The sequence below is a fragment of the Saccharopolyspora rosea genome (genome assembly GCF_025643595.1).
GTDB lineage: Bacteria > Actinomycetota > Actinomycetes > Mycobacteriales > Pseudonocardiaceae > Saccharopolyspora > Saccharopolyspora rosea.
This window is the reverse complement of the sequence record NZ_CP102826.1, coordinates 330,761-356,299: the sequence shown is the minus strand read 5'-3', so window position 1 is coordinate 356,299 and position 25,539 is coordinate 330,761. Positions and strand designations below refer to the sequence as shown.

Genomic DNA, 25,539 nt, shown 5'->3' with positions numbered 1-25,539 from the left:
GGTGCCGAATCACGTCAGGGGCCGCACGTCAAGGGGGTGTGTCAGACGAGCACGTCGCGGACCGCGTCGAGCAGTCCGCCCGGGCGTTGCGCGACCGGCACCGGATCGACGATCGCGACCTGGCAGCCCACCGCGGCGGCGCCACCGTCGGCCTCCTCGCTGTCACCGACCATGAGCGCCTCCTCCGGGGCGACGCCCAGCCGCTCGCAGGCGCGCAGGAACAGCTTCGGATCCGGCTTGATCACACCTTCGAGGTAGGACAGCAGGAACTCGTCGACGTACCCGGCGACGCCGATGCGCTCGAAGGCGGGCCGGATGTCGAAGGCGATGTTGCTGATGACGGCGATCCGGGTACCGCCTTCGTGCAACCGCCGCAGCACGTCGGCGGCGTCCGGGTACGGCGTCCAGAAGTCCGGGTCGACGACCCGCTGGTACAGCCGCTCGGCCTGCCCGTCGAGGACGCCGGAGCGCCGCAGCACCTCCAGGTAGACCTTGCGGTGCAGGGCCGGGTCCAGGTCGCGGTTCTCCCAGGCGTCCTGGTACTCGGGTTCGAGCTGGACGACCTGCCCGGACGGGGCGGTCATCCGCCGCATGATCTCGACCTGTTCACCCAGGTCGAGCGGAGTCCCGTCGGCACTGGTGAGTTCGCTGAACCAGGACGGGTCCTCTTCGAGGCGGAAGAGGGTTCCGGAGAAGTCGAAGAGCACCGCGCGCACAGTCACGCTGCCACGGTAAGCGGCCCCCGCCCCACCAGGCACGGTGGTGCGGGCAAGGTCACTGCCGGGGGAAGACCAGGGCGGTGGCGATGGCGGCGACGCCCTCGCCGCGACCGGTCAGCCCGAGCCCGTCGGACGTGGTGCCGGACACCGACACCGGCGCGCCGACCGCCTCGGACAGCACCTCCTGCGCCTCCTCGCGGCGCTTGCCGATGCGGGGAGCGTTGCCGACGACCTGCACGACGGCGTTGCCGATCCGGAAACCCGCCGCGCGCACCCGGTCCCGCGCCTCGGCCAGGAAGTCGACGCCGTGCGCACCGGCCCAGCGGTCGTCCCCAGTGCCGAAGACGGCTCCGAGGTCACCGAGCCCGGCCGCCGACAGCAGCGCGTCGCACAGCGCGTGCGCGGCGACGTCGCCGTCGGAGTGCCCGGCGCACCCGTCGACGCCCGGCCACCGCAGGCCCGCGATCCAGCACTCGCGTCCGGCCTGGACCGGATGCACGTCCACACCCTGCCCGACCCGGGGCAACGGCAGTTCGGTCACGCGGAATCCCCAGCCAGGGCCAGCACCGACTCGGCGATGGCCAGATCGAAAGCGGTCGTGATCTTCAACGCGTGCGGGTGCCCGGCCACGGTCCGCACCTCGCCGCCGAGGCGTTCCACCAGCCCGGCGTCGTCGGTGGCGATGTCACCGGCCGCCGCGTACGCCTCCCGCAGCACGTCGAGCGCGAACCCCTGCGGGGTCTGCACCGCCCGAAGCCGCGAGCGGTCCACGGTCGACACGACGGCACCCGACGCGTCGACCTCCTTGATCGTGTCGGCCACGGGGAGCACCGGGACCACCGCGGGAGCGCCCTGCTCGACCGCGGACACCACGTCCCGGATCACCGAGGCCGGGGTGAACGCCCGCGCCGCGTCGTGCACCAGCACGACCCGCGCGTCCGGCGCCACCTCGTCGACGGCGTCGAGCGCCCGGCGCACCGAGTCGGTGCGCTCCGCACCACCGGGCACCACGTGCGCGCACGGCAGCGACGCCAATTCCGCGGACACCACCTCGACCTGCTCGGCCGGGGCCGCGACCACCACGTGCTCGACGCGGCCCGAGGCCAGCAGGCCGCGGACCGCGCGCAGCAACAACGATTCACCGCTCACCGGGACGAGCGCCTTGGGCATCCCGGCCCCCAGACGCACCCCACGACCGGCCGCGGGGACCAGCGCGACAACGCTCACACTCGCCGTTCCCGGTGCTCAGACCGCGGTGGCGAGGACTTCGTCCAGCAGGGTCTCCGCCTTGCCCTCGTCCGTTCCCTCGGCCAGCGCGAGCTCGCTGACCAGGATCTGACGCGCCTTCGCCAGCATCCGCTTCTCGCCCGCGGACAACCCGCGGTCCTTCTCGCGTCGCCAGAGGTCGCGCACCACTTCGGCCACCTTGTTGACATCGCCGGAGGCGAGTTTCTCCAGGTTGGCCTTGTACCGCCGGGACCAGTTGGTGGGTTCCTCGGTGTGCGGAGCCCGCAGCACGTCGAAAACCCGGTCGAGCCCCTCCTGGCCCACGACGTCCCGCACACCGACGATCTCGGCGTTGTCGGCGGGGACGCGCACGGTCAGGTCACCTTGCGCGACCTTGAGGACGAGGTACTGCTTCTCCTCGCCCTTGATCACACGAGTCTCGATTGCTTCGATCAGCGCGGCACCGTGATGCGGGTAGACGACGGTCTCTCCGACCTTGAAAACCATGTGTCCTCTGCCCCTTTCGCTACCTCCACTTTAACACGGCAGGCAACTCGGCCTCGACCACCTCACCATCCGTAATCGCAGGTCAGACGGTGGACAGGGGTTGACAAACCGCCTGTTGACGTGCAAGGCGGACGACTTCGGCCCGCTGAAGAAGTCCACAGTGGACATAAAAGACGATCTTGTTCGAGGTGGTCGCCGAGGCCCCTCCCACCACCCCGCGCACGCGGGGATTAAGCTCGGATACCGGTTGTCCGGCAATCAGGAAGGACGCTGCAACCGTGAGCCGCCCTCAGCACCACAAGGCCGTCCGCCTGCGGTTGATCCCGGCCGCACTCGGGCTCGGCACCGTCGTCGCTCTCGCCGGCTGCAGTGCCGGCCAGGTCACCCAGACCGACACCCAGGTCGCCGCGGTCAACGGAGGCAACGGCGTCGTCAAGCAGATCGCGATCCGCGACGCCCAGTTCACCTTCCCGGCCTCCGGCTCCGACTACCGGGCGGGCTCCTCCGCTCCGCTGGAGCTGGTGTTGTCCAACCAGGGCCAGGACGACAAGCTGGTCAGCGTGTCCAGCCCCTACGCCGCCTCGGGCACCGTCGGCGGCACCACGGACCTGCGCCAGGGCACGGCGCTGCGCGCCTACGGCGCCCAGCCGCAGCCCGACCAGGCGCAGCAGGCCGCCACCGGCGAGCGCACCGTGGACATCACGCTGAACGGTCTGAAGCAGAACATCACCCCGGGCGTGACGATCCCGGTGACGTTCACCTTCCAGAACGCCGGCCCGGTCACCGTCCAGGTGCCGATCGGCAAGGACCACCGCCCGCGCCCCGAGCACGGCGCCCCGGGCGCCCAGGGCTGATCCAGGAACTCCGAGGAGGCCGCCCGCGCTCGCGGGCGGCTTCCGCCGTGTCCGGACCGGGGTCCTCGGCGCTGTCGCGGCAGCTCGATAGCCTCGCGTCCGTGCCCGCCAAGAACACCCGCGCCGCCCGTCCCGCCTTCCGCTGCGCCGACTGCGGCCACGAGGTCGCCAAGTGGGTCGGCCGCTGCCCGAACTGCCAGGCGTGGGGCACGATCGACGAGGCCGCCCCGGCACGCCCGGCGCTGGCCAAGGTCACCGCGGGTGCGCCCAGCACGCCCGCGCGGCCGATCGCCGAGGTCGACCTCGACTCCGCCCGCGCGGTGTCGACCGGCATCTCCGAACTGGACCGGGTGCTCGGCGGCGGGATCGTGCCCGGCGCGGTCGTGCTGCTGGCCGGGGAGCCCGGGGTCGGCAAGTCCACGCTGCTCCTGGAGGTCGCGCACCGCTGGGCCTCGGGCGCCTCGCCCGGCCCGTCGCTGTACGTCACCGGCGAGGAGTCCGCGGGCCAGGTGCGGTTGCGCGCGGAACGCACCGACTCGGTGCACCCCCAGCTGTTCCTCGGCGCGGAGAGCGACCTCTCGGCGGTGCTCGGGCACGTCGACGCGGTGCGGCCCGGCCTGCTGATCGTCGATTCGGTGCAGACGGTGCAGTCACCGGAGGCCGAGGGCAGCCCCGGCGGCGTGACCCAGGTGCGCGCCGTCACGACCGCGCTGGTGGCGCTGGCCAAGGAACGCGGCCTTCCGGTGGTGCTGGTCGGGCACGTGACCAAGGACGGCGCGGTCGCCGGACCGCGCGTGCTGGAGCACCTGGTGGACGTGGTGCTGCACTTCGAGGGCGACCGGCACTCCTCGCTGCGGATGCTGCGCGGCGTGAAGAACCGCTTCGGCCCGGCCGACGAGGTCGGCTGCTTCGAGCAGCGCGACGACGGCATCACCGAGGTCCCCGACCCGTCCGGCCTGTTCATGAACCGCCAGGAGCAGCAGGTCGAGGGCACCGCGGTGACCGTCATGGTGGAGGGCAAACGCCCCCTGCTCAGCGAGGTCCAGGCGCTGGTCACCCCCACCCAGATGACCATGCCGCGACGCGCGGTGAGCGGCCTGGACTCGGCCCGGGTGTCGATGATGCTCGCGGTGCTCGACAAGCACGGCAGCATCCGCACCGGCGACCAGGAGGTCTTCGCCGCCACCGTGGGCGGCATGAAGGTGACCGAACCGGCCGCCGACCTGGCCGTGGCGCTGGCCGTCGCGTCCTCCCGGTTGTCCCGGCCGCTGCCCTCCGACCTGGTCGTGGTCGGGGAGGTCGGTCTCGCCGGGGACATCCGGCGCGTCACCGGCGTGGGCCGCCGACTGGCGGAGGCGGCCCGGCTGGGCTTCGACCGCGCCCTCGTCCCGCCGGACTCCGGCCCGCTGCCGAAGGAGGTCCGCGCCACCGAGGTCCGCAACATCGGCGAGGCGCTGCGCCTGGTCCGCCCGCGACGCAAGTCCTGAGCAAACGAGTCCACAGTGGACCCGCATCGGGAACGCCGTCGTCAGGGCGTGAGCCGGAACGGGGTGGGAGCGCTGGCGAGGTCGGCCAGCCGCGCCGTGACCTGGTAGTCGCCGGGCGGGACCGCCTGCGGCGGCTCGGCGCAGCCGGGTGCCGAGGTGCGGCCGAACCACGTCACGTCGTTGCGCACCGACTGACCGGGCTGCAGCAGCGGCTTCTCGTTCGTCGACTCCGCGTAGCAGTCGTTGCTGGACCAGACGTGCTTCCCGGCGGCCGTGGACACCGTCAACTCGCGCAGCGTCCGGCCGGTGTCGCGCACGCACGGCCGGTCCCCGGCGTTGGTCACCACGATGCTCAGGCCGATCCGGTCACCGGCGCGGGAGGACGGCCGCGCGACCTCCGCCGCGACCCGCAGCGCCTGGTCCGGGCAGTCCTGCGGGGCCGCGTCGGCGGCCACCGCGACCGGCGGACCCGGTGGGGCTGCGGGCGGTGCCTGCGGTCTCCGCTCACCACCGGTGAGCGCCAGCGCGCCCCAGGCCAGCAGGGCCACCGCGACCACGACGGAGCCGAGCGCCACGGCCCGACGGCGCCAGTACACCGTCGGCGGGAGCGGTCCGTTCGGATCAAGCACGAGTGGAACGGTAACCCGCGGCATGGTCCGGATCCCGGATCCGAATATCACCCGTTCGGGCGTATCGTGGCGCTGTGGAATCGATCGCGCAGGACTTGTGCCGCGAGCACCTCGCGCGGTTACCTCGTCCGGGCGATCGCAACCGCGCGGTCGACATTCGGGATCCGGGAGGACGACAGTGACTGCCTGCGACGACATCGTGCAGCGCAACGCCCAGTACGCCCGCACCGCGGCCGCCCGCGAACTGCCCGGGCAGCCCGCGCTGCGCGTGGCGATCGTGACCTGCATGGACTGCCGCATCAACGTGTTCGAGTCGCTGGGCCTGCAGCCCGGTGAGGCGCACGTGATCCGCAACGCGGGCGGCGCGGTCACCGAGGACGTGATCCGGTCCCTGGCCGTCAGCCAGCGCAAGCTCGGCACCCGCGAGGTCATGGTCATCCACCACACCGCCTGCGGGATGCAGACCTTCACCGACGCCGAGTTCAAGGCGGAGCTGGAGGCCGAGACCGGCATGCGGCCGTCGTGGTCGGTGGAGACCTTCACCGACGCCGAGCAGGACGTGCGCCAGTCGGTGGAACGCGTCCGCCGGAGCCCGTTCCTCTCGCTGACCACCGCGGTGCGCGGCTTCGTGGCCGACATCGTGACCGGCGAACTCGTCGAGGTCGCGTAGGGCCTGCGCCCGCGCCGTCCGGGGCACCTGGCAGGATCGGCGGTGCCATGACCACCATCTCGAATTCCGCTGTGCCGCCGGTGAATCCGGTCGAACTCGTCGACTGGTTCGACACCAGCGCGCGTCCGCTGCCGTGGCGCGCGCCGGGCACCACCGGCTGGGGCGTGCTGGTCAGCGAGACGATGCTGCAGCAGACGCCGGTGAACCGGGTCCAGCCGATCTGGGAGGAGTGGATGCGCCGCTGGCCGCGTCCCTCCGACCTCGCCGCCGAATCGCAGGGCGAGGTGCTGCGCGCGTGGGGCAAGCTCGGCTACCCGCGCCGCGCGCTGCGCCTGCACCAGGCGGCCGGTGTCATCGCCGACGAGCACGGCGACGTCGTGCCGTCCGATGTCGACACGCTGCTCGCACTGCCCGGCATCGGCGCCTACACGGCGCGCGCCGTGGCCGCCTTCGCATACGGCAGGCGGGCCCCCGTGGTGGACACCAACGTGCGCCGCGTGGTGGCGCGCGCCGTGCACGGCGCCGGCGACGCCGGTCCGCCGTCGACCAAGCGCGACCTCGCCGACGTCGACGCGCTGCTGCCGTCGGACGACGCCACCGCGGCCAGGATGTCCGCAGCGTTGATGGAACTCGGGCAGGTCGTGTGCACCGTCCGGTCGCCCGCCTGCGAGTCCTGCCCCATCGCGCACGACTGCGCCTGGCAGCACGCCGGTCGTCCGGCGTACGCGGGCCCGCCCAAGAAGGTGCAGAAGTTCGCCGGCACGGACCGGCAGGTGCGCGGCAAACTCCTCGACGTGCTGCGCGGATCGACGGGTCCGGTCGGCCGCCACGAGCTCGACGCGGTGTGGTCCGACGCCGGGCAGCGCGACCGGTGCCTGGACTCGCTGCTGGTGGACGGCCTGGTCGAGCAGACCGCCGACGGCCGGTTCGCGCTCCCCGGGGAGCACTGATGGCGCAGGCGCTGCAGCTGTTCTTCGACGCCGAGGGCGAGGCCGAGATCCGCGAGCTGTGGCGCCGACTGGACGACGCCGGGGTGCCCAGCCTGGACACCGCCACAGGTGGCCGCTTCCTCCCGCACGTGACGCTGGCGGCGGCCCGCTCGATCCCCGCCGCGGCGCGCAAGGCGCTGCGCGCCGAGCTGCGCCTGCTGTCCATTCCGGACCTGTGGCTGCACACGCTGGGGACCTTCCCCGGCGAGGAGCGGAACCTGCTGCTGGGTGCGGTCGTCGACACCGAGCTGCTGGCCGTGCACTCGGCGGTGCACGACGTGCTCGCCGGGCGCGTCGGCGACCCCTCGGCCTACTACTTCCCGGGCGCGTGGATCCCGCACTGCACGCTGGCCCAGGGCATCACCGCCGACCAGCTCGCCGCCGGATTCCGCGCGCTGCAACCGCCGGAACCGGTGCGCGCGTCGGTCACCCGCATCGGCGTGACCGACACCCGGACCGGCGAGGTCGACGTGCTGCACCCCGCGTGATCGCCTTCGAACCCGCTTCCGGCTCGGTGAGCGGTGTGAGCAGCTTTCTTCGCCGGTGAGCGGTCCCGCCACCGGCACCGCTGCTCGGGACGATCTCGAAGGCGACCTCTGACATTCCACTGTGGACGACGTTCACGAGTTGCCGCGTTCGGCTCGAAAGGCCACTTTGGATCAGCAGTGGCGACTACTGCGGGAGCGGTGAATGGACGTCGACGGCGTGAGCGTGCTGGCCCGCGGGATCACCGCCCGCGGCCCCGAAGGCACCGTGTTCGAGAACGTGGACCTGCGGGTCAACCCGGGGTCGCTCGCCGTGGTCTGCGGACCCGGCGGCACCGGGCGCACCTCGTTGCTGCTCGCGCTGTCCGGGCGGCTCCGGCTCGTCGCGGGACACGTCGAGGTCTCCGGGCACGTGCTGCCCGCGCAGGCCAGGGCGGTGCGCAGGCTCGTGCTGCCCGCCCGGCTGCGGCCGGGGTACGAGCTGGAGGAGCGCCACCGGGTGCGCGAGGCCGTCGCCGAGCGACGGCTCATCTCCGGGGTGCCGATCAGCTCCATCGCCGACGCCTTCGACCTGCTGGGCATCGACCCGAACGCGTCCTCGCTGGTCGGTGAGCTGGCCGCGGACGAACGGCTGCTGCTCGCCGTCGCCCTCACCGCCGCGTCCGCCCCGGCCGGGATCGTCGTCGACGACGTCGACGTCGGGCTCGGCGCCACCGGGCGCTCCCGGGCGTGGGCGGCGCTGCGCGGGCTCGCCGGGACCGGGATGACCGTGCTGACCAGCGCCACCGATCCGCCGTTCGGCGACGTCGAGGTGATCCCGCTGCCCGCCCAGGTCACCCACCGACCGACGCCCACCCTGGTGCTGGAACGCGAGGAGATCCGATGAGGGCGATCAAGCTCGCCTGGCTGGAGGTGCTGCGGTTCCGCGGCCCGTTGCGACGCCTGGTCCCGGTGGTCCTGGTGCTGGTCCCGCTGCTGTACGGCGCGCTGTACCTGTGGTCGAACTGGGACCCGTACGGCCGCCTGGACCGGGTTCCGGTGGCGGTGGTCAACTCCGACCACGCGGTGGACCGCCAGGGCGAGCACATCGACGCCGGTGACCAGTTCGTCGAGCAGCTGCGCGCCACCAGCATCTTCTCCTGGCACTTCGTGGACACCGACGAGGCACGGCGCGGTCTGAAGGACGGGCGGTACTACTTCACCATCGAGGTGCCCGCCGACTTCAGCGCCAAGCTCGCCAGCGCCGCCGACCGCAACCCGGAGCGCGCGGCGCTGCGGATCACCAAGAACGACGCCAACGGCTACATCGCCGGGATCATGGCCGACACGGTGAAGACCGAGCTGCAGAACCAGATCAACGCGGCCGCGCATGCCAGCTACGCCCGCGCCCTGTACGGCGAGCTCGACCAGGCCCGGGAGAAGCTGCAGACCGCCTCGGAGGCGTCCAAGCAACTCGTCGAGGGCACCGACCTCAGCAAGCAGGGCACCGCCGCGCTGACCAAGGGGCTCGGCGGCGTCCGCGACGGCGCCGGGGAGATCTCCGGCGGGGTGCAGGCCGTCTCCGAGGCCACCGCCCAGCTCGATGAGAAGCTGTCGTCGATCAGCGACTTCACCGCGGACAAGCTTCCCGGAGCGGTGAACTCGCTGGTGAACGCCAGCAACGTGGCGGTCGACAGCCTGAACACGATCAAGACGACCACCGGTTTCGTCAACCAGCGCGCCGGCGAGGGCGTCTCGGTGCTGCGGGAGCTGGCCCAGAAGCACCCCGATCTCGCCCAGGACCCGGTCTACCAGCGGGCCGCGGACAACTCGCGCAAGCTCGCCGACGCCACCGGCAACGCCGACCGCGACGCGCAGCGCGCCCTGGGCACCGCCCAGGACGCCAACCAGCAGGCCCTCGGTCTCCAGCAGAACATGGGACCGCTCCAGGGCCAGGTGCGGGCCATCACCGCACCGGCCGACGCGCTGCGCGCCGGCACCGCCCAGCTGTCCGGCGGCACGGCCGGTGTCACCAGCGGGCTGAGCACGCTGGTCTCCGGCAGCGGTGTGCTGCAAACCGGGGCCGGGCAGCTCAACGACGGCGCCAAGCACCTGCAGAAGCTGGTCGACGACTCGCTGGGCAAGATCCCGCCGACGAATCCGACGCAGGTCGCGCAGGCCGCCGACGTGCTCGGCTCCCCCACCGAGATCCACACCGACAACCTCAACCCGGCGCACGTCTACGGCCGCGGCCTCGCGCCGTTCTTCTTCTCCATCGCGCTGTGGGTGTTCGGCCTGTTCGCCTACCTGCTGCTGAAGCCGGTCAACCTGCGCGCGCTGGCCGACCGCGTGAACCCGGTGACGATCGCGGTGGCCGGGTTCCTGCCCGCCGCGGTGCTCGGCGTCGTCGGCGGGCTCGTGCTGTTCGGCGCCGTGGAACTCGGGCTCGGCCTCAACCCGAAGCACCTGTGGTGGACGCTCGGGTTGATCGCGCTGGCGGCGGCCGCGTTCGTGGCGATCGACCACTTCCTGCGGACCGCCCTGGGGGCGATCGGCGACCTGCTGTCGCTGGTGCTGCTCATCGTGCAGCTGACGGCGTGCGGCGGCCTGTACCCGATGGAGACGGCTCCGGCACCGTTCCAGGCCGTGCACCCGTACCTGCCGATGACCTACCTGGTGGACGGTCTGCGCGTCACGATCTCCGGCGGCCTGACCGAGCACCTGATCCGCGACGCCTGCGTGCTGGCCGGTTTCGGCGTGTTGTTCCTCGCCCTGACCACGCTCGCCGTGCAGCGGCAACGCACCTGGTCGGTCGCCCGGCTGCACCCGCAGATCGAGCTCTGATGCCGGCTCGGTTCAGGCGGTGCCCGGTCGACCCGCTTGAACCGTTCGAGTGATCCCGGGGCCGCGGGCCGGCTTTTTCGCCCGACCCGCCCACGGCGTGTGACTCACCTCATATGCTCACCGTGCTCGTCCCAGTACCGCACGTGGTCGGGGCGCGCCCGGGAGACCCGGCACGCCCACGCCCGTCCGTTCTCAGCACGAACTGCGACAACGGAAGGTGGCCCAGTGGAGCTCCCAGATATCGAGTCCATGCTGACCGACCTGGAGGACAAGCAGGCACGCATCCGAGAACTCGGCGAGGAGTCCCGGGCCCGGCGCTTCACGGCGACCTCGGAGGACGGCGCGGTGACCGCGACGGTGGACGGAACCGGCAAGCTCCACGACCTGGACATCCCCGACCGCGAACTCCGCGCCGGGGATCCGTCCCCGCTCGGCCGGAAGATCGTGGCCGCCGTCGGTGCCGCGCGTACTCGCGCGATCGAGGACGCGAACAGCAGGTTCGCGGAACTCTTCCCGGAATTCGAGGAGTGACCCGGTGCGGAAACAGCCTTCGGAACGGATCAGGGAAGAACTGGCCCAGGCGAACGACCGCTTCAACCGGGCGGTGGAGCGAGCGCGGCAGGGCGCCGACAGCACGATCCCGGTCGCGCTCGACGGCGATCTGGGGCAGGTCGTGCTGGACGCGTACGGCCGGCTGATCGACGTCCGGCTCGACGCGGACCAGCTCGGCTTCACCTCCGGCCGCGGCCTCGGAACCGCCGTCGTCCGAGCCGTGGCGAAGGGCGAGGACCAGGCTCGGCAGCTCCGCGAAGGGAGAACCCCGTGACCGATTACCGAGTCGTACCCGGGGCGCTGCGCAGCAACGTCAAGTTCCTGCACGAGGCGTCCGATGCGTGGGGCAAGGCCCACCAGTCGTTGACGGGCATGGAGTTGGCCGGCGACGACCTGGGGCTGCTCGGCGATCCGTCGTCGGCGACCCGGAACCACAACGCCGCCCTCCAGGACGCGCTGGACAGGCTCAAGCGAGGCCAGGAAGTCCTGGAAAGCGCGGCGGGCAAGCTCAAGGCCGTCGCCGACGACTACGAGAGCCGCGACGCCGAGTACTACGAGAAGTTCGGCTATCTCCGGGAGTCCATGTGACTCCCGGCTCGATGGGAGGAACGCGGTGACCGCACCCCTGGAACCGTTCCCCGAGGACAAAGCGGCGCTCGTGCTCGAATACGCCGAAAAGCTGGGCCAAGCCGCCGTCGCCAAGATCATCGACACCATCCGCGACCTCTTCGGCCACCCGGAGCACGTCGATCCGCGGGTCGACGCGTGGGGCCTGCACGCCAAGAAGGCGATCGACAAGTCCCTGGAATCGATCACGAACGCGCGGGCCGATCTCAAGGCGTACTGGTCGGGTTCGGCGTACGACAGCTTCAGCGTCTACGTCGACCACCTGGAGAAGGTGTTCACCGCGGCGGCGGACGTGTTCGGGCGGATGTCCGACCACCTCCAGGACATCGCCGCCACGATGACCGATCTCTACAACAGCGCCCTCACCTTCCTGATCAACTGCGCCGCCACGATCGTGGAAATGACGGGCGGGATCATCGCGGGCATCAAGGAGGCGCTCTTCGGCGTCGCCGAACCGATCGCGAACGCCATCGCCAATTTCATCCGGGACGCGGGCGACGTGGTGACGCAGGTGAACACCACGATCTCCGAGTACCGCCGGACCGGCCAGGACCTCAAGCAGGAGATCACCGATCTGAAGGTCCCCGAGACCATTCCGGAGTCGTCGGTGGACGTCGGCGGCTGGGACGTCCGGGAGCGGAAATGACCAGACGAGCACTTCGGTTCGTCCTGGCGGCAGCGGTCCTGTCGATGGGCGCCTGCGGCGCCGAGCACGCTCCCCCGGACCGCTTCACCGCGCTGCCGACCGCCTGCGACCTGGTGAGCAGGCAGGTCACGCAGCAGATCGTCGGTGGCGCGGCAGCCGAACCCGCGCTGAAAACGGCCAGCAGCGACAGCTGCCAGTGGAACGACCGCCCGGACGAGGTCCCGGACGCGCCACCGCAGGGCGTCGCGCCCTACCAGCGCGACCTGTCGCTCGCGGTCTTCCTGCACCGCCGGCCGGAGGGGCAGGACCAGGTCGGCGGGACGTCGTTGGCCGAACGGGTCTTCACCGACCAGCGCACCGCACGCGGCCTGGGCGAGAAGATCGGCGGCATCGGCGACGAGGCGTGGGGGAGGTTCGACGACCGGTCCGGCGTCCTGGACCTCCGGGTCGCCAACATCACGGTCGAACTCCGGTACGGCGGCAACGGCATGTCCGCCCACGGCGCCACCGGACTGGGGGCGGAAACGATCCGGGCATCCTTGACCGAAGCCGCGAAGGACGTGGACAGGACGCTCCGGCGGTAACCGGGCCCGGTCCCGAACCGCGGTCGCTATCACCCGTTCGGACTCGTAGCCTGGGAACATGGCAGTGGTGAAGATTAACGCGATCGAGGTCCCCGAGGGCGCCGGCCCGGAGCTGGAGAAGCGGTTCGCCAGCCGGCACGGAGCGGTCGACAGCGCGCCCGGCTTCCTGGGCTTCGAGCTGCTCCGCCCGGTCAAGGGCGACAACCGGTACTTCGTCTACACGAAGTGGGAATCCGAGGAGGACTTCCAGAACTGGGCGAACGGCCCGGCCAAGCAGGCGCACGCGGGCGAGGCGCGCAACCCCGTGGCCACCGGTGCGAGCCTCCTGGAGTTCGAGGTCGTCCAGCAGTCCTACCCGCAGTAGTCGCGGATCCGGCGTCGTGCGCGCCGCCGTCAGCGCGGCACGACGACGTCGGCGAGGATCCCGCGGTGGTCGCTGCCCCGGACGGGGACGGTGCGGTAGTCGCGGACCGCGGCGCTGCCGCTGACCAGGACGTGGTCGATGGTCACCGGAGGGGGCAACCACTGGTCCGGTCGTGGCCAGGTGGGTTGCAGGCCCGCCCCGGTGACCTCGGCGGCGTCCCGGTACCCGCGGCCGAGCAGGGCGCGCAGCGGCGTGTGGTCGAGCGTCGCGTTGAAGTCGCCCGCCACGAGGCGCACGGCGCCGTCGTGGGGCGGTTCGGGCAGCGCGGCCAGGTCGCGCTGCCAGGCGTCCGCCGTGTCCGCACCGACCGGGTAGAGCGGGTGCACCGCGACGAACTCCACCGACTTCCCGCCCGGCAGCAAGATCCGCGCCGAGGGCTGGTGCAGCGTCGTCTTCGGCACCAGTGAGAGCTCCTGCAGCGGGAAGCGCGACGCGATGCCGGTGCCGTCGGCGGCCGGTCCCGCGTGGAACACCCGGTGCGGCATGACCTGGCCGAGGCCGGCGCGGTCGAGCTCCGCCACCAGCTCCGGCGTGAGCTCCTGCACGCCGAGCACGTCGACGTCGCCGCGCCGCACCAGATCGACGATCTGCGCCGCGTCGGCGCGCCCGAAGTAGGTGTTCAGCGACAGCACGCGCAACGGCGTGCCGGGGGTGGTCGGCTGGGCGTCCGGCACCGCGCGCGGCGCCACGAACGCCACCAGCCCCACCACGGCCAGCGCCACGACCAGCGTCGTCAACCAGCGGCGCAGCACCAGCGCCACCAGCGCGAGGACCACGCCGACCGGGACCGCGTACTGCAGGAGCGCGACGAACGCGATCGTGTAGCGATCGAACACGTCCAGTCCGAGCAGCGGCAGCGCCGCCCAGCCCAGGAACGCGGCCGCGAACAGCACCAGCAGCGCTGTCACCGGCGCCCCGCCCCGCTTGCGCCGGGGCGGCTCCCCGAGCTCGGGATCGTCCACCGCCGCCCGAACCAATCCGACCTCCCGGTCCTGCCGCGCACGACAACGGCCCCCGCGTCCCGGGGCTCCGGGACGCGGGGGCCGTTCGCCGTCAGCCGGTCATGCCGACGTCACTCCGACTCGGGGTTCTCCGGCTTCTCCTCCGAACCGGCGGACACGCCGACCGGGGTGTCGGGGACGAGGGAGGGCTTGCGTTCGCCGCGGAAGGTGAACACCGCCTTGTCGTCGGGGCCCTCACCGTCCCAACCCTCGACATCCACGATCACGATCTGACCCGGCTCGACCTCACCGAACAGGATCTTCTCCGACAACTTGTCCTCGATCTCCCGCTGGATCGTCCGCCGCAACGGCCGCGCACCCAACACCGGATCGAAGCCCCGCTTGGCCAACAACTTCTTGGCCTTCGCCGTCAACTCCAAGGACATGTCCTTGCCCTTGAGCGCCTTCTCCACCCGACCCGAGAGCAGATCCACCATCTGGATGATCTCGTCCTCGGTCAACTGGTGGAACACGATCACATCATCGATGCGGTTGAGGAACTCCGGCCGGAAATGCTTCTTCATCTCCTCGTGGACCTTGGACTTCATCCGCTCGTAGTTGGACTCAGCACCCTGACCACTGGAAAAGCCCAACCCCACGGCCTTGGAGATGTCCTGGGTCCCCAAGTTCGACGTGAAGATCAACACCGTGTTCTTGAAGTCCACCGTCCGACCCTGACCATCGGTGAGCCGACCGTCCTCCAACACCTGCAACAGCGTGTTGTAGATCTCCTGGTGAGCCTTCTCGATCTCGTCGAACAACACCACCGAGAACGGCTTGCGCCGCACCTTCTCGGTGAGCTGACCACCCTCCTCGTACCCCACGTACCCCGGAGGCGCACCGAACAGCCGCGACGCGGTGTACCGATCGTGGAACTCACCCATGTCGATCTGCACCAACGCGTCGTCGTCCCCGAACAGGAACTCCGCCAACGCCTTGGACAACTCCGTCTTCCCCACACCCGACGGACCCGCGAAGATGAACGAACCCGACGGACGCTTCGGATCCTTCAGACCCGCACGAGTACGACGGATCGCCTGCGACACCGCCTTGACCGCATCGTCCTGACCGATGATCCGCTTGTGCAGCTCCTCCTCCATCCGGAGCAACCGCGTCGTCTCCTCCTCGGTCAACTTGAACACCGGAATACCGGTCCAGTTCGCCAACACCTCAGCGATCTGCTCATCGTCGACCTCGGCGACCACATCGAGGTCACCGGCCTTCCACTGCTTCTCCCGCTCCTCCTTCTGGCCGAGGAGCTGCTTCTCCTCGTCCCGCAGGCGGGCGGCCCGCTCGAAGTCCTGCGCGTCGATCGCGGACTCCTTCTCGCGGCGGACGTCGGCGATCTTCTCGTCGAACTCGCGCAGGTCCGGCGGTGCGGTCATGCGGCGGATGCGCATCCGCGCCCCGGCCTCGTCGATCAGGTCGATCGCCTTGTCCGGCAGGTAGCGGTCGTTGATGTAGCGGTCGGCCAGGCTGGCCGCGGCCACCAGCGCGGAGTCGGTGATCGACACGCGGTGGTGCGCCTCGTAGCGGTCCCGCAGACCCTTCAGGATCTCGACGGTGTGCTCCAGCGACGGCTCGCCGACCTGGATCGGCTGGAAGCGGCGCTCCAGCGCCGGGTCCTTCTCGACGTACTTGCGGTACTCCTCCAGCGTGGTGGCACCGATGGTCTGCAGCTCACCGCGGGCCAGCATCGGCTTGAGGATGCTCGCGGCGTCGATGGCGCCCTCGGCGGCGCCCGCACCGACCAGCGTGTGGATCTCGTCGATGAACAGGATGATGTCGCCGCGGGTCTTGATCTCCTTGAGCACCTTCTTCAGGCGCTCCTCGAAGTCACCGCGGTACCGGGAACCGGCGACCAGCGAGCCCAGGTCCAGCGTGTAGAGCTGCTTGTCCTTCAGCGTCTCGGGCACCTCGCCCTTGACGACCTTCTGGGCCAGCCCCTCCACGACCGCGGTCTTGCCGACACCGGCCTCGCCGATGAGCACCGGGTTGTTCTTGGTGCGCCGCGAGAGGACCTGCATGATCCGCTCGATTTCCTTCTCCCGGCCGATCACCGGGTCGAGCTTGCCCTCGCGCGCGCTCTGCGTCAGGTTCCGGCCGAACTGGTCGAGCACCAGCGACGACGACGGGGTGCCCTCGCCGCGGCCACCGGCCTCCGCGGGCTCCTTGCCCTGGTAGCCGGACAGCAGCTGCAGCACCTGCTGCCGCACCCGGTTGAGATCCGCACCGAGCTTGACCAGCACCTGCGCGGCGACGCCCTCGCCTTCGCGGATCAGCCCGAGCAGGATGTGCTCGGTGCCGATGTAGTTGTGGCCCAGCTGGAGCGCCTCGCGCAGCGACAGCTCCAGCACCTTCTTCGCCCGTGGGGTGAACGGGATGTGTCCGCTGGGGGCCTGCTGACCCTGGCCGATGATCTCCTCGACCTGCTGGCGCACGCCCTCAAGCGCGATCCCCAGCGACTCCAACGCCTTGGCGGCGACACCCTCACCCTCGTGGATCAAGCCCAGGAGAATGTGCTCGGTGCCGATGTAGTTGTGGTTGAGCATCCTGGCCTCTTCCTGGGCCAGGACGACCACCCGCCTCGCGCGGTCGGTGAACCTCTCGAACATTCGCACTCCCTGACTGCTGCGCCGGCGGTCTAGTACCGGGACACGGCTCCTGCTTCGCCGATGCCCACGACGGGTTCAGCACTCTGGGGACCACTGTAGTAGTCCCACCCGGTCGCAGTCCGTGCCCGCTGGCTGCCTACTTCTCACATTCTTGCCCGACGCCCTGGTCAACGGGCCCCTGGCCTGCGACATTCCGGAAAACGTCCGATCCGGTGGCGTTGTCCGCTCAGCGCGAACAACCCGCGCCTCACCGGAGTCGGCGCCCACCCACCGGGACGACCATCGGAGTACCCGCGACCGGGTCGGGAATCACGCGGGCGTCGAGGTCGAAGACCTCCGCCAGCAGCGACTCGGTGAGCACCTCCGCCGGCTCGCCCTCGGCGACGATCGCGCCGTCCTTCATCGCCACCAGCCTGTCGGAGTAGCGGGCGGCGAGGTTGAGGTCGTGCAGGACCATCACGACGGTACGCCCGCTCTCGTCGTGCAGTCTCCCCACCAGCTCCAGCACGTCCACCTGGTGGGAGAGGTCCAGGTAGGTGGTGGGTTCGTCGAGCAGCAGCAGGTCGGTGCCCTGGGCCAGCGCCATGGACAGCCACGCCCGCTGCCGCTGCCCGCCGGACAGCTCGTCGAGGGTCCGGTCGGCCAGGTCCTCGATGCCGGTCATGCCCAGCGCCTCGGCCACCGCGACCTCGTCGTCGGAGGACCACTGCCGGTACCAGGACTGGTGCGGGTGCCTGCCCCGGGAGACCAGGTCGGCGACGGTCAGCCCCTCCGGGGCGGCCGGGGACTGCGGCAGCAGCCCGAGCACCTTGGCGACCTCCTTGGTCGACATCCGGTGGATCTGCCTGCCGTCGAGCAGCACGCTGCCGCGCTGCGGCCGCAGCAGCCGGCCCAGCGCGCGCAGCACCGTGGACTTGCCGCAGCCGTTGGGACCGATCACCGACGTGATGGTGCCGTCCACGACGTCGATGTCCAGGCCGTCGACGACGACCCGGTCGCCGTAGCCCAGCCGCAGGTCGCGGGCGTGCAGCCGCTGGCGGGTGTCGACCTCGGACGTTGCGGTCATGCGCGGACCTCCCGGTACCGGCGGACGAGCAGGTAGATCAGGTAGGGCGCGCCCAGGATCGAGGTGACCACGCCCACCGGAAGTTCGAGGGTGCCGAACGCGGTCCGCGAAATCACGTCCGCGCCGACGACGAGCGCCGCGCCGAGCACCAGCGAGGTCAGCAGCGGCGGCCGCGGCGTGCGGGCCAGCCGCAGGGCGATCTGCGGTGTGGCCAGCGCCACGAAGATGACCGGACCCGCGGCGGCGGTCGCGATCGACGACAGCGCCACCGAGGCGAACAGCAGCAGCCCGCGCGAGAGGTCCGCGCGCACGCCGAGCGCGCGCACCGTGTCGTCGTCGAACTGCAGCGCGCCGAGCACGTGCGCGCCGACCAACGTCAGCGGGACGAGCACGACCAGGGCGATCGCCAGCGGCACCACGTGCTCCCAGCCGCGGGAGTTGAGGCTGCCGGTCAGCCACACCATCGCGCGGCCGGCGTCGTTGACGTCGCCGATCGTGAGCAGCCAGTAGGTCGCGTTGCCCGCCAGCGCGCTGACCCCCACTCCGACCAGCACCAACCGGTACGAGTCGACGCCGCGCCGGTAGGCGAGCAGGTAGACGCCCAGGCCGGTGGCCAGGCCGCCGACGAGGGCGACGACCGGCAGCCCGAAGGTCGCCGCCGCACCGGTCACCGTCCCGGCGCTGCCGCCGAACACGATCACCGCCGTCGCGGCGGTGCCCGCGCCCCACGTGATGCCCAGCATGTCCGGGCTGGCCAGCGGGTTGCGCGCGAGCGCCTGCATGATCGCGCCGGACAGGCCGAGCGCGGCACCCACCAGCAGACCGGTCAGCGCCCTCGGCAGCCGCAGCTCCCAGATGATGATCTGCTGCGCCCGCTCCCCCGCGCCGACCAGCGTCCGCAGCACGTCCAGCGGACCGATCGCGTACTCGCCGAGACCGATGTCGAGCACGAACAGCGCCAGCAGCACCAGCAGCGCCGCGAGCAGCGCCAGCAGCGGGCGCCGGCGCAGCACTCCGGAGAACGGGCCGACCCGCAGCGGGCGGCGACCGGCGATCCGTGGCAGTACCGGAGTCACAACCGCACCAACTTCCTGCGGCGCACCAGGGCGATGAAGAACGGCGCGCCGACCACCGCCAGCATGACGCCGACCTGCACCTCCGACGGCCGCGCCACCACCCGGCCGAGGACGTCGGCCAGCAGCACCAGCGATGAACCGAGCAGCCCGGCGAACGGGAGCAGCCAGCGGTAGTCGGCCCCGGTGAAGAACCGGGCGACGTGCGGCACGACGAGCCCGACGAAGCCGATCGGCCCGCAGATCGCCACCGCGCCGCCGACCAGCACGGCGATCGCCGCGATGCCGGTGCGCCGGGCCCACAGCACCCGGTGCCCCAGGGAGCGCGCCACGTCCTCGCCGAGGGCCAGGGCGTTCAGGCTCGACGCGTTCGCCAACCCCACCGCGATCCCGACCAGCAGGAACGGCACGACCTGCCAGAGCACCGCGGTGTCGGTGACCGCGATGGAGCCGATCTTCCAGAACCGGTAGGCGTCCAGCGTCTGCTGGTCGGTCAGCACCAGCGCCGAGGTGATCGCCTGGAGCAGGTAGCTGATGGCCATGCCCGCCAGCGCCAGCGTGACCGGCGTCGGCCCGCCCCGGCCGAGGGAACCGATGGCGAAGACGGCGAGCGCGCCCAGCAGCGCGCCGCCGAAGCCGAACCAGACGAAGCCGAGCGCGGTGGTGATGCCGAAGGTGTAGATCGACAGCACGACGCCGACCGCGGCGCCGTGCGTGATCCCGAGGATGCCCGGGTCGGCGAGCGGGTTGCGGGTGTGGCCCTGCATCAGCGCCCCGGCCAGCCCGAGGCAGGCTCCGGCGACCACGCCGACGAGCGTCCGGGGCACCCGCAACTGGCGGATGATCAGGTCGTTCTCCGCGCCCCCGGGTGCGCTCAGCGCGTGCCAGACGTCGCCGAGCGGGATGGTCTTGGTCCCGATCACCACGCTCAGCACGCAGCTCACCGCCAGCAGCGCGATCAGGACGGCGATGCCGACGACACGGCGGCGGCGCCGGGCGCGCAGCCGCTCCGAGCCCGTCCGCGCGTCGTCGCTGCCGGCCCGCCGAGGACCGTCGACGGCCACGCTGCCACTCACGTCGCCTCCCCCTGAGGTTTGATCACCAGGCCCGAGCTTACTTAGGTTAGGCCCACCTAAGGGTGAACGAACAGGGTGGCACCGGATGTCCGTGGTCACACGTCGAACCGCCACCGGACGCGCCGAGGGGCGCCGCCGCGGACTGCCCGCGGTGGCGCCCCTCGAACGGCGTGGGCGTCAGTGCGCCTTGTGGTACTGCTCCACGATGTCGGCGGGGATGCGCCCCCGGTCGGACACCTTGAGACCCCGCTTGCGCGCCCATTCCCGGATCGCCTGGTTCTGCTCCCGGTCGGCGCTGGTGGAGGACCCGCCGCCGGAACGCGCGGCCCCCGGACGCGGTCCCGGCTTCTTCCGGCCCCCCGCGCGGCGCGCGTTCGAGACGTAGTTCGCCAAGGCTTCCCGCAACTCGGCGGCATTGTCGGCGGAAAGGTCGATCTGGTATGAGACGCCGTCCAAACCGAACTCGACGGTTTCGTCGGCCTGCCCGCCGTCCAGATCGTCGACTAGCGTGACCGTGACCTTCTGCGCCATCTTCGAAGTCCTCCCCGGAGTATTTCGTGCAATAGCGGGACAGCGACCATCTCCCGGGAGCGCATCTCCCACCTGAGTACGCCAATAGCCGTCGCCTAGAGCATTCTCACGCTCAGGTTAGCGCAGCCTCTCCCTTAATGCACTCACCCCGCCGAGAAAATTCTGTCGGCAACACCCTGATCGGGTCATTCCGGGCGCACCAGCGGGAACAGGATCGTCTCCCGGATACCGAGGCCGGTCAGGGCCATCAACAACCGGTCGATACCCATTCCGACCCCGCCGCTGGGCGGCATTCCGTACTCCAGGGCGCGCAGAAAGTCCTCGTCGACGGGCATGGCTTCCTCGTCACCGGCCGCGGCGAGCCGGGCCTGCTCCTCCAGCCTGGCCCGCTCCGCCACCGGGTCGACGAGTTCGGAGTACCCGGTCGCCAGCTCCACGCCGCGGACGTAGAGGTCCCATTTCTCGGCCAGTCTGGAGTCGTCTCGGTGCTGCCGGGTCAGCGGCGAGGTCTCCACCGGGAAGTCCCGCACGAACGTCGGCGCGGTCAAATGATCCCCGACGAGGTGCTCCCACAGCTCCTCGACGAGCTTTCCGTGGCCGTGCGCGGGATCGGTCTGCAATCCGTACGAGTCCGCGTGCTTGCGGAGCACCTCGACGGGCGTTTCCGGGGTGATCTCCGAATCCAGGGCCTCGGACAACGAACCGTACATGGTGATCGACGGCCACTCGCCGGACAAGTCGTAGACCGTTCCGTCGAACCAGGTGACCACCTGCGAACCGGCGACGGCCTCGGCGGCCTCCTGGATCAGCTGCCGGGTCAGCAGCGCCATGTCGTCGTAATCGGCGTACGCCTGGTAGAACTCCAACATCGCGAACTCCGGGGAGTGGGAAGAATCACTCCCCTCGTTGCGGAAGTTCCGGTTGATCTCGAAAACCCTCTCGATGCCGCCGACGACGCATCGCTTCAGATACAACTCCGGCGCGATCCGCAGGAAGAGGTCCATGTCGAAGGCGTTGGAATGCGTCACGAACGGCCGCGCCGCCGCGCCGCCCTGCAGGGTCTGCAGCATCGGGGTTTCGACCTCGACGAATCCGCGCCGCTGGAAGGAATCCCGCAGCGAGCGCTGCGCGGTGGCGCGGATGCGGACCGTGTCGGCGGCCTGCTTGCGCACGATCAGGTCCACGTAGCGCTGCCGGACCCGCATCTCCTCGCCGAGGTCCTTGTGCATCACCGGCAACGGGCGCAGCGACTTCGCCGCCATCCGCCACTCGTCGGCCATCACCGACAGCTCACCGCGCCGCGAGGTGATCACCTCGCCGTGCACGAAGACGTGGTCGCCCAGGTCCACGTCGCTCTTCCAGGCCGCCAGGGCGTCCTCGCCGACCTGCTTGAGGCTCAGCATCGCCTGCAGCTCGGTGCCGTCCCCGGCCCGCAGCGTGGCGAAGCAGAGTTTGCCGGTGTTGCGCAGGAACATCACGCGGCCCGCGACGCCGACGTGGTCGCCGGTGGCGGTGTCCGGCTCCAGGTCGGGGTGGGCGGCCCGCACCTCGGCGAGGCCGTGCGTGATCGGCAGGTTCACCGGATAGGGGTCGACTCCCGCCTCCAGCAGGCGCTCCCGCTTCTCCCTCCGGATCCGCATCTGCTCCGGCAGGTCATCGGTGCTGTCCGCGCTGGCAAGGGGGGTGGGACGGTCCTGGTCTGTCACGGGAACCAAGGGTACGTATCGGGTCCGGAACCGTTGCGACCAGGAGTCAGCCGAAGTTGCGGTCGTAGACCAGCCGCAGGCCCAGCAGCGTCAGGTCGGGCACGTGGTGGGTGATCGTCTGCGACTCGGTGACCACCAGCGGCGCCAGTCCACCGGTCGCCAGCACGGTCGTCGGCCCGCCGTGGGTGACCTCCAGCTCGGCGACCAGGCGGCGCACCAGGCCGTCCACCTGCCCGGCGAAGCCGTACAGGATGCCGGACTGCAGGCATTCCACGGTGTTCTTGCCGATCGGCGAGCGCGGCCGCACCAGCTCGACCTTGCGCAGCTGGGCGGCGCGGGAGGCCAGTGCGTCCAGCGAGATCTCGATGCCCGGCGCGAACGCGCCGCCGAGGAACTCGCCCTTGGCCGAGATGACGTCGATGTTCGTGGAGGTGCCGAAGTCGACCACCACGCAGTTGGTGGAATGCAGGTGGTGCGCCGCCAAGGTGTTGATCACCCGGTCCGCACCGACCTCCTTCGGGTTGTCGACCAGCAGCGGCACGCCCGTGCGCACCCCCGGCTCGACGACGACCCGCGGCACGTCGCTCCAGTAGCGGCCCAGCATCACGCGCAGCTCGCGCAGCAGCGCGGGCACCGTGGACAGCGCCGCGATGCCGGTGACCCGGTCGGCGTGCTCGCCGAGCAGACCGCGCATGGTCAGCGCGAGCTCGTCGGCGGTCATCCGGGGCTCGGTGCGCATCCGCCAGTCCCGGACCAACGTCGTGCGGGCCTTCTCGTCGGTGGCCTCGGACCCGTCGGCGTAGAGGCCGAGCACGATGTTGGTGTTACCGACGTCGATGGCGAGCAGCACCGCCGACCTTCCTTCCTGGGATCGACTCCACGCGCGGCCGTCAGTGCTCGGGCTGCTGGAGGAGGGCGTCGAGGCGGGCCGCGTCGTCGGTCTCCGCCGCCGGGTCGGGCAGCGACTCCCCGGTGCTCGTGCCGATCAGGCCGGAACCCTCCGGGACCGCGCCCGGGTCCGCGCCGTGGTCGAGCACGCGGTTGTCGGCGTCCACGAAGACCACCTTCGGCCGCACCGACCGGGCCTCCAGCTCGTCCATCACCCCGTAGGACAGCAGGATCACCAGGTCCCCGGGGTGGACGAGGTGCGCGGCGGCCCCGTTGATGCCGATCACCCCGGAGCCGCGCTCCCCGGTGATCACGTACGTCTCCAGCCGCGCGCCGTTGCTGACGTCGACGATCGCGACCTGCTCGCCCTCCAGCAGGTCCGCGGCGTCCATCAGGTCGGCGTCCACCGTCACCGATCCGACGTAGTGCAGGTCGGCCTGGGTCACGGTGGCCCGGTGGATCTTGGACTTGAGCATGGTGCGGAACATCGCGGACCTCCTTGATGGCCTCGGGGTCACTCCGCCGCGACCCCGGGGCTGCCGAGCAGCACCAGGGCATTGTCGAGCAACCGGGTGCCGCCGACCCCGGCGGCCACCAGCAGCCGCGCCTCGCCCTCGGCGGGCGCCGGGCCGAGTTCGGGATCCCGCAGCTCCAGGTAGTCGACCTGCACCGAGGGCTCGGTGGACAGCACTTCGCGCGCGGCGTCGAGCACCGCCTCGGCGCCCGCCGGACCGGCGTGCGCACCGGCCGTCAGGGCCGCGGACAGCGCGAGCGACGCGCGGCGCTGCTCCTCGCTCAGGTAGGCGTTGCGCGAGGACAGCGCGAGGCCGTCCGGCTCCCGCACGGTCGGGATCCCCTGGATCCGGGCGTCCAGGTTCAGCTCCCGGGCCATCCGCCGGATGAGCACGAGCTGCTGGTAGTCCTTCTCGCCGAAGAAGGCCAGGTCCGGCCGGACGACGTTGAGCAGCTTGAGCACCACGGTGAGCACGCCCGCGAAGTGCCCCGGCCGCGCCGCGCCCTCCAGCTCGTCGCCGAGCGGTCCGGGGTGGACGGTGATCTGCGGGTCGTCGCCGTACATCGCCCGCACGTCCGGCGCGAAGACGAGCTCGACGCCCTCGGCCCGGCAGGCGGCGAGGTCGGACTCGAAGCTGCGCGGGTAGCGGTCGAAGTCCTCGCCGGGCCCGAACTGCAGCGGGTTGACGAAGACCGACACGACCACGACGGCGTTGATGTCGCGCCGGGCGCGCCGGATCAGCTCCAGGTGCCCGCGGTGCAGCGCGCCCATGGTGGGCACCAGGTGGATCCGGCGACCCGTGGCCCGAAGCGCCCGCGTGACCTTGGTCAGCTCGGACGGTTCGGTGTGGACGGTGAGTTCGCCGGGCTGGAAACCCGGGCCGGCGCTGATCGTGTTCATGACTCCTCCGCGTCCTCGTCGAGTGCCCGGCGGACTTCCTCGGCGCCGTCGGCGCGCAGGATCCCGGAACGTTCGGCGCGGTGGGCGGTGCGCCTGGCCAGCGCGCGGTAACCCGCGACCGCACCCGGATCGGCCTCGCGCAGCGCGGCCAGGTGGGCGCGGACGGTCCCGGCGTCGCCGCGCATCACCGGTCCGGTGATGCCGCGGTCGCCGAACCGCAACGCGTTGTCCAACGAGGCGGACAGGATCGGCGCCATGACCCGGTCGGCGATGTCGACGCCCGCCTCGCGCAGCAGGTCGGCGCAGTCGTTGACCAGGGTGATCAGGTGGTTGGCGCCGTGCGTGAGCGCGGCGTGGTACAGCCCGCGGGACTCGGCGGGCACCTTGACCGGTTCCATGCCGAGTTCCAGGGCGAACGCCTCGGCGACGTGCCAGCCCGCTTCGTCCACATCGGACGCGGTGATCGCGGTGCAGGCGGCGGCCAGCCGTTCGACGTCCTCGGCGCGACCGGTGAAGGTCATCGCCGGGTGCATCGCCAGCACCAGCACGCCGATCTCGGCGGCGGGCGCCAGCACGTCGACGCCGTGGGCGCCGCTGGTGTGCACCAGGATCTGGCCGGCGCGCAGCGAGCCGGTCGCGACCAGCCCGCGCACCAGACCGGCGATCGCGTCGTCGGGGACCGCCAGCAGCACCAGGTCCGCCTGCGCGGCGACCTCGTCGGGCGGCAGCACCGCCGCGTCGGGGACCAGCTCCTCGGCCCGCCGCCGCGACGCCTCGGACACCGCGGACACGGCCGCCACGTGATGTCCGGCGCGCTGCGCCGCCGCCCCGAGCACGGCGCCGACCCGGCCCGCGGAGATCACGCCGATCCGCAGGCGAGGCCCCGTGCGACCAGCAGACATCGCCAAGTTCCTCCCTACCGTTCCAGTCCCGTTCCGGGTACCGG

Annotated in this window: 29 protein-coding genes; 13 read left to right on the top strand and 16 right to left on the bottom strand. The window is 71.3% G+C overall.

Going from position 1 to position 25,539, the window contains the following annotated elements; translation table 11 throughout:
* Positions 1–41: 41 nt before the first annotated feature.
* The 4 genes from NV263_RS01740 to NV263_RS01725 are packed head-to-tail and all read right to left on the bottom strand — an operon-like array spanning position 42 to position 2,453.
* Positions 42–722, bottom strand: coding sequence for an HAD family hydrolase (locus NV263_RS01740; RefSeq protein WP_263250584.1), 681 nt, complete (start codon positions 720–722; stop codon positions 42–44).
* Positions 723–774: 52 nt separating this feature from the next.
* Positions 775–1,260 (bottom strand): 2-C-methyl-D-erythritol 2,4-cyclodiphosphate synthase, encoded by a 486-nt coding sequence (gene ispF / locus NV263_RS01735; RefSeq protein ID WP_263250583.1) that lies wholly within the window; start codon positions 1,258–1,260, stop codon positions 775–777.
* Positions 1,257–1,946, bottom strand: a complete 690-nt coding sequence (gene ispD / locus NV263_RS01730) for a 2-C-methyl-D-erythritol 4-phosphate cytidylyltransferase (protein ID WP_263250582.1) — start codon at positions 1,944–1,946, stop codon at positions 1,257–1,259. The genes ispF and ispD overlap by 4 nt, the downstream gene beginning before the upstream one ends.
* An 18-nt stretch (positions 1,947–1,964) precedes the next feature.
* Positions 1,965–2,453 carry a CarD family transcriptional regulator gene (locus NV263_RS01725; RefSeq protein WP_009947449.1) on the bottom strand — a complete coding sequence of 163 codons (489 nt, stop codon included), beginning with the start codon at positions 2,451–2,453 and terminating at the stop codon, positions 1,965–1,967.
* A 278-nt stretch (positions 2,454–2,731) separates the two neighbouring features.
* On the opposite strand from NV263_RS01725, the gene NV263_RS01720 reads away from it, so the two are divergent.
* Positions 2,732–3,307 carry a copper chaperone PCu(A)C gene (locus NV263_RS01720; protein WP_263250581.1) on the top strand — a complete coding sequence of 192 codons (576 nt, stop codon included), beginning with the start codon at positions 2,732–2,734 and terminating at the stop codon, positions 3,305–3,307.
* A gap of 101 nt (positions 3,308–3,408) precedes the next feature.
* Positions 3,409–4,794, top strand: a complete 1,386-nt coding sequence (radA, locus tag NV263_RS01715) for a DNA repair protein RadA (protein WP_263250580.1) — start codon at positions 3,409–3,411, stop codon at positions 4,792–4,794.
* Between the two features lie 41 nt (positions 4,795–4,835).
* Here radA and NV263_RS01710 read toward each other — a convergent pair whose 3' ends face one another.
* Positions 4,836–5,423 (bottom strand): hypothetical protein, encoded by a 588-nt coding sequence (locus NV263_RS01710; protein ID WP_263250579.1) that lies wholly within the window; start codon positions 5,421–5,423, stop codon positions 4,836–4,838.
* Positions 5,424–5,601: 178 nt separating this feature from the next.
* Between NV263_RS01710 and NV263_RS01705 the strand changes: the two genes are divergently transcribed.
* From NV263_RS01705 to NV263_RS01655, 11 genes are all read left to right on the top strand, one after another.
* On the top strand, positions 5,602–6,093 hold the full coding sequence (locus NV263_RS01705) for a beta-class carbonic anhydrase (RefSeq protein ID WP_263250578.1): 492 nt from the start codon (positions 5,602–5,604) through the stop codon (positions 6,091–6,093).
* Between the two features lie 47 nt (positions 6,094–6,140).
* Positions 6,141–7,043 carry an HhH-GPD family protein gene (locus NV263_RS01700; protein ID WP_263250577.1) on the top strand — a complete coding sequence of 301 codons (903 nt, stop codon included), beginning with the start codon at positions 6,141–6,143 and terminating at the stop codon, positions 7,041–7,043.
* Entirely contained in the window at positions 7,043–7,570 is a 528-nt protein-coding gene (locus NV263_RS01695; RefSeq protein ID WP_263250576.1) for a 2'-5' RNA ligase family protein, read from the top strand. Before NV263_RS01700 ends, NV263_RS01695 begins: the two co-directional genes overlap by 1 nt.
* Before the next feature lie 202 nt (positions 7,571–7,772).
* Entirely contained in the window at positions 7,773–8,453 is a 681-nt protein-coding gene (locus NV263_RS01690) for an ATP-binding cassette domain-containing protein (protein ID WP_263250575.1), read from the top strand.
* Positions 8,450–10,390, top strand: a complete 1,941-nt coding sequence (locus NV263_RS01685) for a YhgE/Pip domain-containing protein (protein WP_263250574.1) — start codon at positions 8,450–8,452, stop codon at positions 10,388–10,390. Before NV263_RS01690 ends, NV263_RS01685 begins: the two co-directional genes overlap by 4 nt.
* Positions 10,391–10,615: 225 nt before the next feature.
* The gene (locus tag NV263_RS01680) at positions 10,616–10,921 is read left to right on the top strand and encodes a YbaB/EbfC family nucleoid-associated protein (RefSeq protein WP_263250573.1); all 306 of its coding nucleotides are present in this window, start codon (positions 10,616–10,618) and stop codon (positions 10,919–10,921) included.
* A 4-nt stretch (positions 10,922–10,925) separates the two neighbouring features.
* Positions 10,926–11,216, top strand: coding sequence for a hypothetical protein (locus NV263_RS01675; RefSeq protein ID WP_263250572.1), 291 nt, complete (start codon positions 10,926–10,928; stop codon positions 11,214–11,216).
* Positions 11,213–11,530 (top strand): hypothetical protein, encoded by a 318-nt coding sequence (locus NV263_RS01670; RefSeq protein WP_263250571.1) that lies wholly within the window; start codon positions 11,213–11,215, stop codon positions 11,528–11,530. The genes NV263_RS01675 and NV263_RS01670 overlap by 4 nt, the downstream gene beginning before the upstream one ends.
* 25 nt (positions 11,531–11,555) lie before the next feature.
* A complete protein-coding gene (locus NV263_RS01665) occupies positions 11,556–12,215 on the top strand; it encodes a hypothetical protein (protein ID WP_263250570.1) in 660 nt (219 codons plus the stop codon).
* Entirely contained in the window at positions 12,212–12,799 is a 588-nt protein-coding gene (locus tag NV263_RS01660; protein WP_263250569.1) for a hypothetical protein, read from the top strand. The genes NV263_RS01665 and NV263_RS01660 overlap by 4 nt, the downstream gene beginning before the upstream one ends.
* A gap of 58 nt (positions 12,800–12,857) precedes the next feature.
* On the top strand, positions 12,858–13,163 hold the full coding sequence (locus NV263_RS01655) for an antibiotic biosynthesis monooxygenase family protein (protein ID WP_263250568.1): 306 nt from the start codon (positions 12,858–12,860) through the stop codon (positions 13,161–13,163).
* A 29-nt stretch (positions 13,164–13,192) separates the two neighbouring features.
* On the opposite strand, the gene NV263_RS01650 is transcribed toward NV263_RS01655, so the two are convergent.
* The 11 genes from NV263_RS01650 to NV263_RS01600 all read right to left on the bottom strand — a co-directional run bounded on the left by NV263_RS01650 (position 13,193) and on the right by NV263_RS01600 (position 25,495).
* Entirely contained in the window at positions 13,193–14,200 is a 1,008-nt protein-coding gene (locus tag NV263_RS01650) for an endonuclease/exonuclease/phosphatase family protein (RefSeq protein WP_263250567.1), read from the bottom strand.
* A gap of 95 nt (positions 14,201–14,295) precedes the next feature.
* Positions 14,296–16,839, bottom strand: a complete 2,544-nt coding sequence (locus NV263_RS01645; RefSeq protein ID WP_263250566.1) for an ATP-dependent Clp protease ATP-binding subunit — start codon at positions 16,837–16,839, stop codon at positions 14,296–14,298.
* A gap of 247 nt (positions 16,840–17,086) precedes the next feature.
* The gene (locus NV263_RS01640) at positions 17,087–17,905 is read right to left on the bottom strand and encodes an ABC transporter ATP-binding protein (RefSeq protein WP_263250565.1); all 819 of its coding nucleotides are present in this window, start codon (positions 17,903–17,905) and stop codon (positions 17,087–17,089) included.
* Complete coding sequence (locus NV263_RS01635) at positions 17,902–18,981, bottom strand: FecCD family ABC transporter permease (RefSeq protein ID WP_263250564.1); 1,080 nt, start codon at positions 18,979–18,981, stop codon at positions 17,902–17,904. Before NV263_RS01635 ends, NV263_RS01640 begins: the two co-directional genes overlap by 4 nt.
* Positions 18,978–20,054, bottom strand: coding sequence for a FecCD family ABC transporter permease (locus NV263_RS01630; protein ID WP_263250563.1), 1,077 nt, complete (start codon positions 20,052–20,054; stop codon positions 18,978–18,980). Before NV263_RS01630 ends, NV263_RS01635 begins: the two co-directional genes overlap by 4 nt.
* A gap of 177 nt (positions 20,055–20,231) precedes the next feature.
* Positions 20,232–20,585, bottom strand: a complete 354-nt coding sequence (locus NV263_RS01625) for a histone-like nucleoid-structuring protein Lsr2 (protein WP_263250562.1) — start codon at positions 20,583–20,585, stop codon at positions 20,232–20,234.
* 185 nt (positions 20,586–20,770) lie between these two features.
* The gene (gene lysS, locus NV263_RS01620; RefSeq protein ID WP_263254006.1) at positions 20,771–22,225 is read right to left on the bottom strand and encodes a lysine--tRNA ligase; all 1,455 of its coding nucleotides are present in this window, start codon (positions 22,223–22,225) and stop codon (positions 20,771–20,773) included.
* Positions 22,226–22,337: 112 nt separating this feature from the next.
* Positions 22,338–23,141 (bottom strand): type III pantothenate kinase, encoded by an 804-nt coding sequence (locus tag NV263_RS01615; RefSeq protein ID WP_263250561.1) that lies wholly within the window; start codon positions 23,139–23,141, stop codon positions 22,338–22,340.
* A 40-nt stretch (positions 23,142–23,181) separates the two neighbouring features.
* Complete coding sequence (panD, locus tag NV263_RS01610; protein WP_263250560.1) at positions 23,182–23,667, bottom strand: aspartate 1-decarboxylase; 486 nt, start codon at positions 23,665–23,667, stop codon at positions 23,182–23,184.
* Between the two features lie 26 nt (positions 23,668–23,693).
* The gene (panC, locus tag NV263_RS01605; RefSeq protein WP_263250559.1) at positions 23,694–24,593 is read right to left on the bottom strand and encodes a pantoate--beta-alanine ligase; all 900 of its coding nucleotides are present in this window, start codon (positions 24,591–24,593) and stop codon (positions 23,694–23,696) included.
* Complete coding sequence (locus NV263_RS01600; protein WP_263250558.1) at positions 24,590–25,495, bottom strand: Rossmann-like and DUF2520 domain-containing protein; 906 nt, start codon at positions 25,493–25,495, stop codon at positions 24,590–24,592. Before NV263_RS01600 ends, panC begins: the two co-directional genes overlap by 4 nt.
* Between the last annotated feature and the right edge of the window lie 44 nt (positions 25,496–25,539).

Excerpts from the sequence above, each read along its gene's own strand:
- NV263_RS01725 (WP_009947449.1), bottom strand. The coding sequence starts at position 2,453 with ATGGTTTTCAAGGTCGGAGAGACCGTCGTCTACCCGCATCACGGTGCC.
- NV263_RS01700 (WP_263250577.1), top strand. The coding sequence starts at position 6,141 with ATGACCACCATCTCGAATTCCGCTGTGCCGCCGGTGAATCCGGTCGAA.
- NV263_RS01695 (WP_263250576.1), top strand. The coding sequence starts at position 7,043 with ATGGCGCAGGCGCTGCAGCTGTTCTTCGACGCCGAGGGCGAGGCCGAG.
- NV263_RS01690 (WP_263250575.1), top strand. The coding sequence starts at position 7,773 with ATGGACGTCGACGGCGTGAGCGTGCTGGCCCGCGGGATCACCGCCCGC.
- NV263_RS01685 (WP_263250574.1), top strand. The coding sequence starts at position 8,450 with ATGAGGGCGATCAAGCTCGCCTGGCTGGAGGTGCTGCGGTTCCGCGGC.
- NV263_RS01660 (WP_263250569.1), top strand. The coding sequence starts at position 12,212 with ATGACCAGACGAGCACTTCGGTTCGTCCTGGCGGCAGCGGTCCTGTCG.
- NV263_RS01655 (WP_263250568.1), top strand. The coding sequence starts at position 12,858 with ATGGCAGTGGTGAAGATTAACGCGATCGAGGTCCCCGAGGGCGCCGGC.
- NV263_RS01645 (WP_263250566.1), bottom strand. The coding sequence starts at position 16,839 with ATGTTCGAGAGGTTCACCGACCGCGCGAGGCGGGTGGTCGTCCTGGCC.
- NV263_RS01640 (WP_263250565.1), bottom strand. The coding sequence starts at position 17,905 with ATGACCGCAACGTCCGAGGTCGACACCCGCCAGCGGCTGCACGCCCGC.
- NV263_RS01625 (WP_263250562.1), bottom strand. The coding sequence starts at position 20,585 with ATGGCGCAGAAGGTCACGGTCACGCTAGTCGACGATCTGGACGGCGGG.
- lysS (WP_263254006.1), bottom strand. The coding sequence starts at position 22,225 with ATGCGGATCCGGAGGGAGAAGCGGGAGCGCCTGCTGGAGGCGGGAGTC.
- panD (WP_263250560.1), bottom strand. The coding sequence starts at position 23,667 with ATGTTCCGCACCATGCTCAAGTCCAAGATCCACCGGGCCACCGTGACC.
- panC (WP_263250559.1), bottom strand. The coding sequence starts at position 24,593 with ATGAACACGATCAGCGCCGGCCCGGGTTTCCAGCCCGGCGAACTCACC.
- NV263_RS01600 (WP_263250558.1), bottom strand. The coding sequence starts at position 25,495 with ATGTCTGCTGGTCGCACGGGGCCTCGCCTGCGGATCGGCGTGATCTCC.